Source organism: Biomaibacter acetigenes, from assembly GCF_003691585.1.
GTDB classification, from domain to species: domain Bacteria; phylum Bacillota; class Thermosediminibacteria; order Thermosediminibacterales; family Tepidanaerobacteraceae; genus Biomaibacter; species Biomaibacter acetigenes.
Genome location: NZ_CP033169.1, coordinates 493,969 through 509,351 on the forward strand (window position 1 = coordinate 493,969; position 15,383 = coordinate 509,351).

15 protein-coding genes, 1 pseudogene and 2 riboswitches are annotated in these 15,383 nt (G+C 40.8%); of the genes and pseudogenes, 11 read left to right on the forward strand and 5 right to left on the reverse strand.

What is annotated here, in order from left to right:
- Positions 1-209: 209 nt before the first annotated feature.
- The 7 genes from D2962_RS02370 (at position 210) to D2962_RS02400 (ending at position 5,579) form a co-directional block, all read left to right on the forward strand.
- Positions 210-1,844 carry a spore germination protein gene (locus tag D2962_RS02370; protein WP_222927636.1) on the forward strand — a complete coding sequence of 545 codons (1,635 nt, stop codon included), beginning with the start codon at positions 210-212 and terminating at the stop codon, positions 1,842-1,844.
- 19 nt (positions 1,845-1,863) lie between these two features.
- The gene (locus D2962_RS02375) at positions 1,864-2,958 is read left to right on the forward strand and encodes a GerAB/ArcD/ProY family transporter (protein ID WP_120768241.1); all 1,095 of its coding nucleotides are present in this window, start codon (positions 1,864-1,866) and stop codon (positions 2,956-2,958) included.
- Complete coding sequence (locus D2962_RS02380) at positions 2,955-4,145, forward strand: Ger(x)C family spore germination protein (protein WP_120768243.1); 1,191 nt, start codon at positions 2,955-2,957, stop codon at positions 4,143-4,145. Before D2962_RS02375 ends, D2962_RS02380 begins: the two co-directional genes overlap by 4 nt.
- A gap of 105 nt (positions 4,146-4,250) precedes the next feature.
- Positions 4,251-4,472, forward strand: coding sequence for a hypothetical protein (locus D2962_RS02385; protein ID WP_174232491.1), 222 nt, complete (start codon positions 4,251-4,253; stop codon positions 4,470-4,472).
- Between the two features lie 41 nt (positions 4,473-4,513).
- A complete protein-coding gene (locus D2962_RS02390; protein WP_120768247.1) occupies positions 4,514-4,738 on the forward strand; it encodes a GerAB/ArcD/ProY family transporter in 225 nt (74 codons plus the stop codon).
- A 106-nt stretch (positions 4,739-4,844) separates the two neighbouring features.
- Complete coding sequence (crcB, locus tag D2962_RS02395) at positions 4,845-5,225, forward strand: fluoride efflux transporter CrcB (protein WP_222927637.1); 381 nt, start codon at positions 4,845-4,847, stop codon at positions 5,223-5,225.
- A gap of 12 nt (positions 5,226-5,237) precedes the next feature.
- Positions 5,238-5,579, forward strand: coding sequence for a DUF190 domain-containing protein (locus tag D2962_RS02400; protein ID WP_120768249.1), 342 nt, complete (start codon positions 5,238-5,240; stop codon positions 5,577-5,579).
- Positions 5,580-5,607: 28 nt separating this feature from the next.
- Here the strand turns inward: D2962_RS02400 and D2962_RS02405 are convergent, their stop codons facing one another.
- The 5 genes from D2962_RS02405 to D2962_RS17395 form a co-directional block, all read right to left on the reverse strand.
- Positions 5,608-7,398, reverse strand: a complete 1,791-nt coding sequence (locus tag D2962_RS02405; protein ID WP_122014003.1) for an HAD-IC family P-type ATPase — start codon at positions 7,396-7,398, stop codon at positions 5,608-5,610.
- An 11-nt stretch (positions 7,399-7,409) separates the two neighbouring features.
- Positions 7,410-9,173: a dynamin family protein gene (locus D2962_RS02410; RefSeq protein ID WP_122014004.1), complete on the reverse strand. Its 1,764-nt coding sequence runs from the start codon at positions 9,171-9,173 to the stop codon at positions 7,410-7,412.
- Positions 9,174-9,290: 117 nt separating this feature from the next.
- Entirely contained in the window at positions 9,291-9,695 is a 405-nt protein-coding gene (locus D2962_RS02415; protein WP_122014005.1) for a HEAT repeat domain-containing protein, read from the reverse strand.
- 32 nt (positions 9,696-9,727) lie between these two features.
- Positions 9,728-10,072, reverse strand: coding sequence for an MFS transporter (locus tag D2962_RS17830; RefSeq protein ID WP_222927638.1), 345 nt, complete (start codon positions 10,070-10,072; stop codon positions 9,728-9,730).
- Between the two features lie 221 nt (positions 10,073-10,293).
- On the reverse strand, positions 10,294-10,431 hold the full coding sequence (locus D2962_RS17395) for a hypothetical protein (RefSeq protein ID WP_162991012.1): 138 nt from the start codon (positions 10,429-10,431) through the stop codon (positions 10,294-10,296).
- Positions 10,432-10,526: 95 nt separating this feature from the next.
- Positions 10,527-10,585: riboswitch (Fluoride riboswitch) on the reverse strand.
- Between the two features lie 112 nt (positions 10,586-10,697).
- Positions 10,698-10,756, forward strand: a riboswitch (Fluoride riboswitch).
- 125 nt (positions 10,757-10,881) lie between these two features.
- Here D2962_RS17395 and D2962_RS02430 point away from each other — a divergent pair.
- The 4 genes and pseudogenes from D2962_RS02430 to D2962_RS02445 all read left to right on the forward strand — a co-directional run bounded on the left by D2962_RS02430 (position 10,882) and on the right by D2962_RS02445 (position 15,378).
- Positions 10,882-12,420, forward strand: coding sequence for a MutS-related protein (locus tag D2962_RS02430; protein WP_122014007.1), 1,539 nt, complete (start codon positions 10,882-10,884; stop codon positions 12,418-12,420).
- On the forward strand, positions 12,417-13,919 hold the full coding sequence (locus D2962_RS02435; protein ID WP_122014008.1) for a MutS-related protein: 1,503 nt from the start codon (positions 12,417-12,419) through the stop codon (positions 13,917-13,919). The genes D2962_RS02430 and D2962_RS02435 overlap by 4 nt, the downstream gene beginning before the upstream one ends.
- A gap of 39 nt (positions 13,920-13,958) precedes the next feature.
- Positions 13,959-14,401: pseudogene (locus D2962_RS02440) on the forward strand (iron-sulfur cluster assembly scaffold protein); the annotation flags it as partial.
- An 8-nt stretch (positions 14,402-14,409) separates the two neighbouring features.
- A complete protein-coding gene (locus D2962_RS02445) occupies positions 14,410-15,378 on the forward strand; it encodes a GGGtGRT protein (protein ID WP_122014009.1) in 969 nt (322 codons plus the stop codon).
- The last annotated feature ends 5 nt before the right edge of the window (positions 15,379-15,383 follow it).

Genomic DNA, 15,383 nt, shown 5'->3' on the forward strand with positions numbered 1-15,383 from the left:
AATCGAGGCCCTGTCGAGATGGAAAAGCTTAGAACTGGGGAATGTATCGCCGGCGGAATTTATCGGTTGGCATTCATCCGTAAATGGCATAAATCTATATTTTGATCTGATCAATGTTTTGTGATTTTAAGGTATACCTGATTTTTACTTGGGAAAAAATATATTATCGAGGCGGCACTTTGTTAACGACATGAAAAGCCGGTGATAGATTGTTCGGTTTCCGTAAGTTCAAAAGATTTATAAAGCCTGGCAAGGGCGGCATAAAAAAGCGGGATGACCCTTCGAACAGCAGATCAACTATAGGGGTATCCTATATGGAGTCTCTGGAAAACCAGGTCCTTGGTAAAGACATGGAAAATAACCTTAACCAGCTCAAAACCATTCTCGACAGATGCAGTGATGTAATTTACCGGGAGTTTGTTTTTGCTCAAAATGAGCAGATTAAGCTGGCGTTGATATATACGGACGGCCTGGCGGACAAAGGGCAGGTCAGCGACCAGATAATGCGCGCCCTGGCCCTGGAGGTACCGATGGCTGTGCCGGGGCGCATTATCTCTAAGGCTCAGGCTCTGGAATTCATTAAAGAGCGGGGCCTTTGCATACACCAGATCAAGGAAACGAATAAACTGGGCGAAGTGGTCCATGCGATTCTGTCGGGGGACACCGTTCTGCTGGTGGACGGGCACGATACCGCCATAATCAACGGCGCCAGGGGCTGGGAGTCGCGTCCCATAACCGATCCGGAAGCCGAACCGACGGTACGGGGGTCCCGGGAATCTTTCGTGGAATCTATCCGTGTCAATACTTCGCTTTTGCGCAGAAAGATAAAAAACCCGAATCTCAAGATAGAATCCTTTCAAATCGGAAGGCTGTCGACTACCGATGTGGCCATAGCCTATCTGGAGGGAGTTGCAAATCCAGCGATAATAAAAGAAGTAAAGACAAGGATTGAAAGAATAAAAATAGACGCCATTCTTGAAACGGGTTACATAGAAGAATTGATAGAAGATGAACCGTGGAGCCCTTTCCCTACTGTCAATCATACCGAAAAGCCGGACCGAGTAGCGGCAATGCTTCTGGAGGGGCGGGTAGCGGTTTTTGTGGACGGGACTCCCTTTGTGCTGACTGTGCCAAGTCTTTTAGTGGAGTTTCTCCACGCTTCCGAGGATTACTATGAAAGATTTATCTTTACTTCTGCGGTGAGGGTCATTCGGTATCTAGCAGCCTTTGCTTCGCTTATACTTCCCTCGCTTTATATCGCCATAGTCAGTTACCATCACGAACTGCTGCCTACGGCGCTTCTGCTGAGTGTCGCCGCACAGCGCGAAAGAGTGCCTTATCCGGCATTTTTTGAAGTCTTTTCGATGGAATTAGTATTTGAAGTGCTCCGCGAAGCCGGTATACGCCTGCCCCGGCCTATCGGTCAGGCCATAAGCATAGTCGGGGCCCTGGTCCTGGGCGATTCTGCCGTAAGGGCCGGTTTTGTGGCGGAGGCAACAATTATAGTGGTGGCGTTTACCGGAATATCGTCGTTTACGTTTCATTACAGCGCCAGCATTTCTTTCCGCCTGCTCCGGTTTTTTCTGATGATACTTTCCGGGACTCTGGGACTTTTCGGGCTGACTGCGGGCGTTTCCGCCATATGTATTCACCTGTGCAGCCTGCGCTCCTTTGGAGTGCCATATCTTTCGCCGGTGGTTCCCACAGCATATTCCGACTTAAAAGATGTGGTCCTGAGGGCTCCATGGTGGGCAATGCTCACAAATCCTCGGTCTATTATCGGATATAATAAAAAAAGAGAGGCGTATGGTCTAAAACCCACGCCGCCGGAAGACGGGAAATAATGCGAAAAGGTGGTTACATATGCCGGAGAAAGAAATAATCGATGACAAACAGGCGGTTTTACTGATAATCAATATGATTCTGCCTACTGCGCTCTTGAGCCTGCCGGCGATAACGATAAGTATTGCAAAAAGGGATGCATGGATTTCGGCCGTTCTTGCCACGGGTATGGGATTGATTATCGGGCGGCTTGTATCCTCGCTTGTCATGAATTTTCCCGGAAAAACTTTCTATGAGTTTTCGGAAGAAATTTTGGGCCGCTTTTTTGGGAAAATTGTCGGGATATTTTTTATATGGTGGCTGATTCATACCTGCAGTGAAATTGTCAGGGAATACGGAGAGTTTCTTTCCACCGCCATAATGCCGGACACCCCGATAACGGTCTTTCTTGTGGTGTCCGCAATCATATCAGCATATGCCGTAAAGAGCGGTTTTGAAGTTCTGGCACGATTCAATTTGTTGTTTGCCGTTTTAATGGGGGTGTTTGTGCTGGTGTTTGCCATCTCTTTTATGAATGTAAAATTCGCCAGATTGCTGCCGATGTTTGATACGGGGATGGCTGACATATTAAAGGGGACATTGGTGCCCCTGAGCTGGATGGGAGAAGTGGTCGTGTTTTCCGTCTTTTCGCCTGTTCTGAAAAACTGCCGCAGCGTTGTGCGAATAACAGATATGTCAATATTATTAGTAGGGTTGCATTTTTTTATAGGCATTGCGGGCGTGCTCATGATTTTTGGACCCGAAGTGGGGTCGGCCATGATGTATCCGGTCTTTAACCAGGTCCGCATGATATCGCTGGCAAATTTTATCGAAAGGCTCGATTACATCATTTTTATGTCGTGGGTGATCGGCGGCTTTATAAAGATTGGGATTTTTTACTTCGCGGCTGTTATAGGGGTTTCCTGGATGTTCGGGCTCTCCGACTACCGGCCCATTGTTTTTCCGGTTGGAATTATCATAGTTGCTCTGTCGGTCCTGATCCATGAAGGAATAGTGAACCAGCTTGATTTTCTGAAAAATACCTGGCCTTTTTATTCGATCATTGTTTTCGAAGCTGGAATTCCGCTGCTGCTCTGGCTGGTATCGCAAATTAAAAATCGGAGGCATAGCGCTTGAAAAAAAAGATTGCACCAATAATTTGGATGATAATAATAGCGACCATTCTGTCAGGCTGCTGGAGCCGGAAGGAGTTAAACGAGGTGGCCATTGTCCTGGGCACGGGTATAGATTTGATTAACGAAGGCCGAGTGAGACTGACCGTTCAGGTGGCGGTGCCGACGGCCTTCGCTTCGGGAGAAGAAGGCAAAGGCGGCCAGAAAGAGGCGGCAAGTATGGAAGTTTCTGCTGACGGAGCGACGATAGAAGAGGCGGAGAGGTACCTTGCCATGAAAATACCCCGGGAAATATACTGGGGGCACTGTGTCGCTTTGATAATAGGTGAAAATATGGCCAAAAAGGGAGTTCGAATGATTACGGATTTTTTTGAGCGGGACAGGGAACCGCGGGAGACCATGTGGGTGATGGTGGCGAAAGGAACGGCCGAGGACTTTTTAAAAACAAGTTCAATACTTGAAAAAACTTCTTCCCAAGCTGTGGGGCTTCTTACAAGGATGAAGACAGGTTATTCGGTAAAATTGATGGAATTTACCGAAATGCTTGCGGAGGATGGAATTCAACCGGCTGTAACGGGGGTCAAAGTAATTAATGAACATCATGTCACGGGCGAATCTCAGCAGAGCGGCGCAGGAAATAAAAGGCGCGTGGAAATTTCCGGCACGGCTTTGTTCAGGGAAGACAGGCTTGTGGGCTGGCTGGATGCCAACGAGACGAGGGGTCTTTTATGGCTAAAAGGCGAACCGGTAGAAGGAGTGATAACCGTTCCGGCTCCTGAAGAGCCGAATAAAATGGTTTCCATAAAGATAAAGCGCGGTAGCACTAAGAAATATGCGGGGCATTTTAATGATGCTCCTTATTTTACGGTAAAGATAAGGGTTGAAGGTGACATGGTTGAACAGCAGGGCAGGGAAAATCTGGCAACACCTGAAAGGATGAACGCCCTGGAAGAGAAGATGGCTTATGAAATAAGAAAAAGGGCGGAATTGGCGCTGTACAGGGCACGAGATATTTATGGAGTAGATGTATTCGGTTTTGGACAGGTCTATCACAGAAGATTCAAAAGTGAATGGAGGAATATAAAGGACAGCTGGGACGATATATTCAGACAGGCAAAAGTGGACATCCAGGTGGAAGCTCATATTAGAGAAATAGGTCTTCTTACAAGAAGGCCGGGGACGGAGAAGTAATTTATAATGATTATGGTGTAGAAAATCACTTGCCTGCCGGAGATAGCCCGGCAGCGGGTTTAGCTCATAAACCATAATCAATAATGGGTGGAAGAAGGGTGTGCTGTGATATTGTTGCTTTTGCTGTTGTTTGCGGGCGTTGTATTGATGGAAGTGCCGGGAATGGTGAAAAACAAGATGTGGAGAGAATTGGCGGTATTTTTTATTTTTCTTGTAGTGGGGATGGGATTAAGTATTCCGCAGGCGCTGGGTCTAAAGATACCAAATCCGACTAAAGCTATAGAGGCTATATTTAAGCCGTTATCGGATCTTCTAAAATTAAAATAATTTAATGATTTTTTAAAGGATTGGATGCAGGTGGAATTTCCATGATACGATGCATAGAACTGGCACAGATTTTTGAGCGCACAGACGCGATTACGATTGTCATCTGGATTCTTTCCGGACTCATAAAAATATCGGTGTGCTTTTATGCATTTGTAAAAGGGTGCGCCCAGCTCTTCGCCCTGAAAGACTACAGACCGATAGTCATCCCTTCCGGCATCATAATGACTGCACTGTCGATTCTTGTATATAATTTGACATGCGGTTGACAAAGCGGTCAATTAATACGATAATTTATGTGAACAATATAATTGTCACAGCGCCATAACCGCATGGCAGCTATCGATGCAGGCTTAATGATGGTGGTGAAACTGGTTGATTTATAGAATAATGGTAGTAGGAATTGGAAGTTTTTTAGGCGGCATCCTGCGCTATCTTATTTCAGGCTGGGCGGCAGAAGTGTTTGGAGCGGGTTTTCCCTACGGAACTCTTATAGTAAACGTAGTAGGATGTTTTATCATGAGTTTTGTGATGATGTTCGGAGCCGAGATGGGCAACATAGATGTAAATATGAGACTTTTCTTAACGACGGGTATCATGGGCGCCTTAACGACATTTTCTACATTCTCTTTCGAAACCTTTCAATTTTTACGGGAAGGAAATTTATTCCTGGTAGGGACTAATATATTTTTAAATCTTTTCCTCGGGCTCCTGTCTGTATGGCTTGGCCTAATCGTCGCCAGAGCGATAGTTTAAGGAGGAATTTTTGTGAAAATCCAGGGTAAGGGGAAAATGCTTAAGATCTTCATTGGGGAATCGGACAAATGGCATGGAGAGCCCCTGTTTCATGCTATAGTTAAGCTCATCAAGAAGGAGGGCATGGCGGGAGTCACGGTCTATCGGGGCATCGAAGGTTTCGGTGCCAACAGCCGCATCCACAGCACCCAGATCCTCCGATTGTCCGAAGACCTGCCGGTGGTGCTGGAAATCATAGATACCCCCGAAAGAATAAATTTCGTTTTGGACAAACTAGATGCCATGATAAAGGAAGGCCTTATGGTAGTCCTGCAGGATGTGGATATAATCAAATATACTCATTCAAAAGAATAAAATTATCTTCATTGGCGGATCATAATTTTCAAACAAGGTAAATGAGCAAATAAATAATAATAAGGCTTGACAATAAAATCGTAAGCCTTGATATATTTGCAATTTTTATAGTTAGATTTACCTGCTTACCGGTTTTTATTAGGGATAAAATATGCATTAGATCACCATTTATCAGCACATCCGAAACCCTTTGAGCCAGGATCGAGCTTTGTTTTTTGAATGAAATACCTATAGGTGCGAGTTTTAATGCTATTACATCATTGGCGCCGTCGCCAACCATCATGACAGTGTGCCCCCTGCGCTTTATGGCCTCCACAACAATTCCTTTTTGAGAGGGCGACAGTCTGGAGAAAACCCTGATATATTCACTCTGTTCGGAAATATCAGAGATACTCATCTTTTCTATGTCTCTACCAGTTATAAATAACCTGCCGCCTTCGTGAAAACCGGCAATTTCGGCTATTTTTAATGCTGTGGCAGTTACATCTCCGGTAAGCATCAGACATCTTATTCCCATTGCATTAAAATTTTCTATAATATAGTGTGCTTCTTTTTTAGGCGGGTTCTCAAGAATAATTAATGTTAAAAAAACGTATCCGCCTGACAATGTTTCTTCAGAATCTTTTACTTCCGGACCATAAAGCTCCTTGAAGGCCATAGCTATGACACTATTTCCGCTTTTCATAGCTTCATTTTTTGCTTCAGTGATATTAAAGATAAATTTTGCATCTATTTTTTTAATTTCTCCGGAAAGAGCCATGTATTTACTGCACTTGTTTGTGATTACTTCCGGATCGCCTTTTATATATAAAAGGAGCCTTCCTGGTCTCCGATATCCGGCCATCATAAACCTGTTTTCGGAATTAAAAGGGATCTCATAAATTCTTTCGTAATTTTTTCTTATTTCCTTAACATTAAAGCCCTGGACTTTTGCAAAATTGATGAGTGCCGAATCTATTCTATCGAGTGAATGTGTTTTTTCAAGAAATATTATATCGTTGCAAAGGGCACAACCTTCCATAATATATTTAAACAGATTGTTATTGAGAGAATGGAATAATCTGACATTTAATTTTTTGCCGTCGATGTATAATTCCGTTACTTCCATATCCTGGGAGGTAATGACTCCCGTCTTGTCAAAGCAGATCACATCTACATCTTTTAACGAATCAAAAATCGAATAATCCTTTATTATAATGCCTTTTTTAACAAGATTTTTATTGGCCATCTTTAAAATAATATAGTTGAAAATAATCTGATGTTCAAATATAATCAACCAGATATTGGCGATAAGATAGGATAAGAATGCGTATTTAAAGTCCATATTTTTTTTTAACAACAATAATAAAAGAGCCGGGATTAAAATCGGCTGCAGATAAAGGTGCCGTAATAGATGAGACTTAAAATCATATTTTAACAGCCTGCTTTTTTTATCGCTTATCTTGGTCGCATGGGATAATATTTTACCGTACTCGGTGTCCTCTCCAGTGGACATGACGATACCCTTGCCGTTACCTCTCAATACCCTTGTGCCCCTAAGAATATAATCTATCCTATCTGAGATTTTTGTTTCCCCGGAAGTTTTTGCAGTCTTTCTTACGGGCCTTATTTCTCCGGTCAAATCAAATTCATCGACTTCAAGATTTCTAGCTTCCAAAAGTTTGATGTCGGCGGGAATAATATCTCCCGATTGAAAAACGATTATATCGCCCTTCTTTAGATCCCGTTCCGCTATTAAAGTTATTTCTCCGCCTTTTATGATTCTCACAGGACCGGCATCTATAAAATCTGATTCCATCGGCTTTTTTCGTTTTTTCATGACATCACCTTTTATATCTGAAGCATTATTTGGTTAATATTTTTCTCCAATTTTTTTATTTCCATGATTATATTCTTCAATTTTTTTACTTTTTCTTCAGTTGAGCTTTCTCCATGTTTCATAATTTCTGCGGCTTTTTCCAGGGATTTAAGTATATTTTCTTTGGTTTCCCGAATAATGTTCTTTAAATAGTCGGCATAATTATTAAATGTCAAATTCATCCTCTGAGATATATCGTACCTAACCCTCCCACATTGCCTGTCAAATTGCTGTTGAAGCCATTGCCTTAAATGATTTTTTACAACTTTTTTTGCCATGGATTGTGGTAAAAATCGTGCCACAGACAAGGGGTTTGGCATGAGAAAGCTTTTTTCCGGTTCCATATTGTAATAAAAATAGCCTGCCTGTTTAAACCCTTTAATTCTTAAAAAACCTTCAAACTTAATATCAAAGATGTCTGCTGTCAAATGTTGTAGTTCTGATATGATGGATTCAATCTTTTGAGATAGTTTACCTGTAATTTTTTCGGAAGCCTCTGCCAACTCTTTTAATTCCTTTTTTCTCCAGGAATCAATTAGATTTAATGTCTCGTCTGTAATGTAATTCCTTGTATTTTCTATAAATTCTTTTGTGGGAAGGTTGATATTCTCTTTGAACTGCTGTTCCAAATCGGTTTCCAGTATTTTGTAATTATTGGTTTTAAAGTTTTCATAGTTATACTGTAACTTACCCAATATTTCCTTTGTTTCACCGTCAAAAACATGCAATATGTCTCTTTCCTCTTCCTCTATTTTTTGAAACTCTTTCTTTAAGCTGCTGATTTTTTCATTTAATTCGTCCAAAGGAGTTGTAACTGCCTTTAGTTCCAATTCTGCAGTAAATTTTAACTGCGAGATAAGCCCTAGGGCGCTTTTGCAAACGGAGGTCAATAGTGCATTGCCTTTTTCACTGGAAATAAATTCTTCCAGATCTGCTATAAACTCCGGGAAACCGCTATTTTCCCATTTTGATTTATGGTTTTCAAGACCGGCCTCCAGAGCTATTTTCGCTGAAATGGAATATATTTTGATATTCGGAGTTTCTAGATTTTCTAATAATATCCGTTTGGTAAAATCAAGCGCTTCTTTTATGTCATTTTTTTCCGCATAATCTGTTTTATTTAGCAGGAAAAATATTTTAACTGCCCTTTTGCTTACATCTTTTAAAAAGTCCAGTTCACTTTGCGCCACAGGAGAATCTATTGTGAACAGAAAAATTGCAGCATCCAGTTTTGGTAAAAAATTATAAGTAATATCGGTATTGTGCTGAAAGACCGATCCTACTCCGGGAGTATCTATGAGAGTAATGCCTTTCTTTAAAAAATCTGAGGGGTATTCTATGGATATATGCTTTACTCCTTTTTCGTTTTTTGGATTGCCCCTTTCGGTGGCGTATTCCTCCAGCATGTGGTGAGGTATTTCTTTTTGAGTTTCATCATTAAAAACTACAGTTATTTTGAATTGTTTTCCATATTTAATAATAGTAACTATGGAAGTCAATGGGATGATAGCCATTGGTACGATTCTGTCTTTTAGCATGGCATTTATAAAAGTGGATTTACCTCTTTTAAACTGACCTACCACGGCAATATTGAATTGATTTTGAGCAAGCTTTTGTATTTCGTAATCTACATCGTCATTTATATCCTTTGAAAGATCTTCAGAAAGAGTTTTGATTTCCTCTAGATACCGGATTAATAAATCCTTTTTAACACCATATTCCAATTTCAAGACCATTTTTCCACACCTTTCAATCTTTACATATCCGATATTTTTTAGAAGATTGATTTTATATAAGAACGTACCAACCTTGCCCAGGATTCCATTTCTGAAGGCATAAGAAGCACCCCCTTTTTAATTATTCCGATCCATTTTGCTTTTTATTTTATTTATTGCCTTCTCTATTTCTCTTTCAGAAATGACAGAGAAATTTCCTTTATTTTTAATCAAAAAAGCATAAGCTTTTTTACTTCCTACTTCACCCAGGGCTTTTATTATGGCACTTTCAAGATAGGGATCTTTTTTCTCTTGCAAAAGTTCTATCAATCTTTTAATGAGTTTTTCCTCGGATTTTATACCTAATTTCGCTATAATGTTTGATGCTACTACGGCCACATTGTGATCCGGATGCTCCAGAGCTTTGATTAACTTGGAAGAATATTCTTCACTGGAAATTTCTTTAAAATCAAATCCGCAGTATTTACATTTTTTTTCACCATATTTGGCCAGTTTAAAACACCGGGGGCATATATAAAACATTGAATCACCCCTGATTTCTAACCCCTCTTGCTTCATTCTTCGATTTTAAAAACAGTAATCAAGACTACTGCCAATAAGGCACATGCGGAACCAAAGTAAAACGTGGCGCTAGGATTTACTTTATCCCATAAAAATCCGCCAATGGTACTGGCTGGAAGAGCCAGAAGGCCCAATGAAGCATTGTATAATCCAAAAGCAGACCCGCGATATCTTTCCTCTACTAAATGTGCGACTAAAGATTTAGCAACACCTTCCGTAGTTGCATAATAAACTCCGTATATTCCGTACAGCAGCCATATGTGCCATGGAGATTTTGCCAGTGCAAATCCAAGATAAGTTACTGCATATATCAGCCATCCTATCTTGATAACCCTCACCCTGCCTATTTTATCCGATAGAATACCTCCTAAAACTGTATTTTGTGACTTTTTGTATTTCGCTCCTTTCTTTTACGAAAAAACTTATCAAAAAAATTGTAATGAATGCGACAATACCTGAAATGATAAATATCATTTTATATTTGTATGCATCTTTAAAATTAACTAAAATGGCAAGCAAACCGCTAGTGATTAAAGGTCCAGCAAAGGAACCTAAAGTATCAAGCATCCTCTGATAGCCAAAGGCAAAACCCATGCTTTTCATTTTTGAGGATTTTGCTACGAGAGCATCCCAATGCAGTTATATTGCCCATGGCCAATTTTTCATCTTCAGACGTCTTTTTTTCCACGTCTTTCAAATTGATACCTCCCAAAAATATATAAAGACAATCCTGGACCTTACTTTTATCATTCCAAACCCTCCAAAAAAAATTATAGCTCCTACCAAAAATCAGTTTTGGTAGGAGCTATTAGCCTTCCGGCACTAAAGCGAGCTCCATCGCTTGCATTATATATTTTACCATGCTAACAAAATTTAAGCATATATTTTTGGATTTGTCAAATTGAAATAATTTTTTTCTGATATTGATATTTTGATTTTTCCTGTATATAATATATCTAAATTATAAAATGTGGTGATGGAGCTCACCATAAAAGCAGAATGCTGATGGCTCCTGCTATAATGAATGTTATCTCATTAGGGCAGGAGCCTTAATTTTTACTTGGAAGCGGTAGTGCAGAGAAGATACAAAATGCTTTGCTTTCCTTAAAGGTCAGCGTCTGCGTCATAGCAAGGAGGTATTTTTCCCATGACTTTCCACAGCATACTATTTGAAAGAACTGAAGAAGACAGCATAAAAAAAGAAACACTTGAAGCGCCCGACTTTTTTGTTGATTTAAATCTTGATCAGATTATAGACGCTATCACGGCCGGTAAGCAGGAATATAATTTAAAACCGTTTTTTTACACTTCCTTGAACGATATCGACGCGATCAAGTATCGTCATGAAATAATGCTGGATCTTGAAAATAAAATTCTGTTTGAGAATATAAAATCATTTGCGCAAAGAATGCGCGCAATGCGAGAACATCTTGCCCAGAAAGACAAGCTTTACTACAAATACCAGAAGGAAAGCTGGTTTTTGGATGCGGTGGAAATTTATTGCGATGCCGTCAATTGCCTGGTACATGATTTAACCCTTGTAGATTTAAAATCGCGCGGCTTTTTGGCCTTCCGCGAATATTTGACAAACTATACCAATTCCGACCGTTTTACGTCACTTCTGGCGGAAACGAAAAAGCTTAAAGACGATTTGTCTACAGTAAAATATTGCCTGCTCATCAAAGGTAACCGTATCAATGTTAGCAAATATGAATCCGAAATTGACTACAGCGTGGAAGTGGAGAAAACATTTGAGAAATTCAAGCAGGGAGCGGTGAAAGATTATAGGGTTAAATTCCTAGACTTGCCGGACATGAACCATGTTGAAGCGGGAGTACTGGATTTGGTAGCTAAATTGTATCCCGACATATTTTTAAATCTTGACAATTACTGCACAAAAAACAGTAATTATCTGGATGAAACGATAGCCGTATTTGATAGGGAAATACAATTTTATATAGCCTATCTGGAGTATGTTGCAATATTCAAGCGAGCGGGATTGAAATTTTGTTATCCGCAAATTTCCGATAAGTGCAAGGAAGTTTATAATTACGAAGGATTTGATCTGGCTCTGGCTTATAAGCTCATCAATGAAAATTCAACCGTCGTCTGTAACGATTTTTACTTAAAAGGCAAAGAACGCATTTTTGTTGTAACCGGCCCTAACCAGGGCGGAAAAACGACCTTCGCCCGCACCTTCGGCCAATTGCATTATTTGGCCAGCTTAGGATGTCCCGTCCCGGGCAGCCAAGCGCAACTTTTTCTGTACGACAGGCTTTTTACGCATTTTGAAAGGGAAGAAAACATAAAAGATCTCAGAGGTAAACTGGAAGATGAACTGATAAGAATTCACCATATTTTAAATCAGGCCACATCAAACAGCATTATTATAATCAACGAAATTTTTACTTCCACCACATTAAAAGACGCTATTTTCCTGAGCAAAAAAATAATGGAAAAAATAATACAAATGGATTTGCTTTGTGTCTGGGTAACATTCATATATGAATTAGCTTCTATGAGCGAGAAAACAGTAAGCATGGTAAGCACTGTAGTTCCGAAAAATCCGGCACTCAGAACATATAAAATTTTAAGAAAGCCTCCTGACGGACTTTCATACGCGCTATCAATCGCCGAAAAGTACCGACTTACATACGATTGTTTAAAGGAGCGCATAAAATCATGAAGGTTTTTCTCATGTATAAAGATCATGACTTTGACCTGCAGCGGAAATTACCGTGGAATGAACAAATACTGACACAAGACCTGGAATTAAACACATTGTTCAACGCTATGGCACTCGGTGACAAATTCTTATTTGAAGTAGTAAAGAAAGCTGTTTTGTCTGGTTTAAATAATGATCCGGACACAATGCTATATCGCCAAAATATTCTTAAGGATTGCCTGAAAAATTCTTCCATTGTCAGGGATATCTACAATATAGCGGTGGAAGCAATCAAAAGCGAAAAAGAGCATTATTTTGGCCTTTTCAGCAAATATCCCGAATTTATACTGCATAGATCGATAGAAGTGTTGCAGATGTTTATGGAAATGCTCAAAAAACTAGGAACTATCGCCGATGAACATGCCGATAAATTTGAGTCTGAGGGCTTTACAGCGTTTTTCGCGATGCTCAAAAAAGAACTTGGTGATGAATATTTCGACAGCGTCCAAAATCATCTGAGGGAACTGAAATTCAAAAGCGGAGTTTTGATCAGCGCTGAATTGGGAAAAGGCAATAAAGGTATCAATTATATACTTCGTAAACCACAAGACAAAAAACAGAGTTGGATAAATCGGATCTTTGCCAAAAAACCTCCCGTTTACACCTATACAATTGCCGACCGCGATGAAAGCGGCGCCAGGGCCCTGTCGGAATTAAACGACAGGGGGATCAACCTTGTTGCCAATGCGCTCGCCCAATCCAATGATCATATTCTCAGTTTTTTTAACATATTGCGGACCGAGTTGGCCTTTTATATCGGTTGTTTGAATCTATACGAACAACTTGCCCAAATGGGTGAACCGGTATGTTTTCCCCTGCCCGTAGCTTCCCATGAGCGAAAGTCTTCTTTTAAAGAATTGTATGATGTGTGTCTTGCATTAACAATGAAACAAAAAGTTGTGGGCAACGATTTGAATGCCGACAAAATAGATTTAGTGATAATCACGGGCGCCAATCAGGGCGGCAAATCGACTTTTTTGCGAAGCATAGGTTTGGCCCAACTGATGATGCAATGCGGCATGTTTGTGCCGGCCGAATCTTTTTCTGCCAATATTTGCAATGGCCTTTTCACGCACTACAAACGGGAAGAAGACGCTACCATGAAAAGCGGCAAGCTTGATGAAGAACTCAGCAGAATGAGCGACATCGTAGACAATATAACTTCAAATTCCATGTTGCTGTTTAATGAATCATTTGCTGCGACAAACGAAAGAGAAGGCTCTGAGATTGCAAGGCAAATAACTTGCGCATTATTGGAAAACCACATCAAGGTCTTCTTCGTTACGCATTTGTATGAATTTGCAAATGGTTTTTATGACAAAAAAATGGGAAACGCCATTTTCCTGCGGGCTGAAAGACAAAGCGACGGAAATCGGACTTTTAAAATAATCGAAGGAAAACCTCTGCAAACGAGTTTCGGCGAAGATTTGTATAACAGGATATTCGGAACAGGCAATTAAAAAAAATAAAAAATTATTACTGAAAGGGAAGGGGTTAAAATGAATTACACACATGAAGTTAAGGGATGACTTGTGTAGCAAAAGGTCCTAACCACGGGCCTGCACCCATTCCGCAAGAGGGCAAATGGGTAAAAGCCAGGGAAATAAAAGATATATCCGGCTTAACTCATGGAGTCGGCTGGTGTGCTCCACAGCAGGGAGCCTGTAAACTTACCCTTAATGTGAAAGATGGGGTTATACAGGAAGCTTTGGTAGAAGTTATAGGATGTTCCGGTATGACACACTCAGCAGCGATGGCAGCAGAGATATTGCCAGGAAAAACAATTCTTGAGGCGCTAAATACCGATCTTGTATGTGATGCAATCAATACGGCAATGAGGGAACTGTTCCTGCAGATTGCATACGGCAGGAGTCAAACTGCCTTTTCAGAAGGCGGACTTCCCATAGGAGCAGGACTTGAAGATTTGGGGAAAGGGCTTCGCTTAATTCTGTGTTAAGCAAATATAATATTGACTCAATAGAACAGGCAAAAAAGATATGTGATGATAAGGGAATCGATGTAATAAACATAGTGAAATCAATCCAGCCCATATGCTTTGAGAATGCATGCTGGGCATATATTGTAGGTTCGGCCATAGCCATTACAAAAGGGTGCTCTGCAGCATCGGATGCTGCGGAAATTATAGGAGAAGGGCTTCAGGCATTCTGTATACCGGGTTCCGTCGCAGATGATAGAAAGGTTGGAATTGGACACGGCAAGCTTGGTGCCATGCTTTTAAGAGAAGAGACAAAATGTTTTGCTTTCCTTGCAGGTCATGAATCTTTTGCTGCGGCTGAAGGTGCAATTGGAATCGCAAAGTCAGCGAATAAAGTCAGGAAAGAGCCTTTGAGAGTAATACTGAACGGTCTTGGGAAAGATGCCGCACAGATAATTTCAAGGGTTAATGGCTTTACGTACGTGCAAACTGCATTTGATTATTATACGGGAAAACTTGAAATAGTTAGAGAGATACAATACTCAAAGGGTGAGCGTTCAAAGGTAAAATGCTATGGCGCCGATGATGTAAGAGAAGGTGTTGCAATCATGCACTATGAAGGGGTTGATGTATCCATTACCGGAAACTCAACTAACCCCACCAGATTCCAGCATCCTGTGGCAGGGACTTATAAAAAAGAGTGCTATGAATCAGGCAAGAAATATTTTTCAGTTGCATCAGGTGGCGGTACAGGGAGGACTTTACATCCGGATAACATGGCAGCGGGCCCTGCATCATACGGCATGACAGATACAATGGGAAGGATGCATTCTGATGCTCAATTTGCAGGTTCATCTTCTGTTCCTGCTCATGTTGAGATGATGGGATTCTTAGGGATGGGCAACAATCCAATGGTTGGTGCTACTGTCGCGGTTGCAGTTGCCGTTGAAGAGGCTATGAAATCAATAAATAAAAAAGGGTAATACAA

What these genes read in the sequence shown, in the direction of transcription:
- D2962_RS02375 (WP_120768241.1), top strand. Translation starts at nt 1,864, where the DNA reads ATGCCGGAGAAAGAAATAATCGATGACAAACAGGCGGTTTTACTGATA.
- D2962_RS02435 (WP_122014008.1), top strand. Translation starts at nt 12,417, where the DNA reads ATGAAGGTTTTTCTCATGTATAAAGATCATGACTTTGACCTGCAGCGG.
- D2962_RS02410 (WP_122014004.1), bottom strand. Translation starts at nt 9,173, where the DNA reads ATGGTCTTGAAATTGGAATATGGTGTTAAAAAGGATTTATTAATCCGG.
- D2962_RS02390 (WP_120768247.1), top strand. Translation starts at nt 4,514, where the DNA reads ATGATACGATGCATAGAACTGGCACAGATTTTTGAGCGCACAGACGCG.
- D2962_RS02430 (WP_122014007.1), top strand. Translation starts at nt 10,882, where the DNA reads ATGACTTTCCACAGCATACTATTTGAAAGAACTGAAGAAGACAGCATA.
- D2962_RS02415 (WP_122014005.1), bottom strand. Translation starts at nt 9,695, where the DNA reads ATGTTTTATATATGCCCCCGGTGTTTTAAACTGGCCAAATATGGTGAA.
- D2962_RS02405 (WP_122014003.1), bottom strand. Translation starts at nt 7,398, where the DNA reads ATGAAAAAACGAAAAAAGCCGATGGAATCAGATTTTATAGATGCCGGT.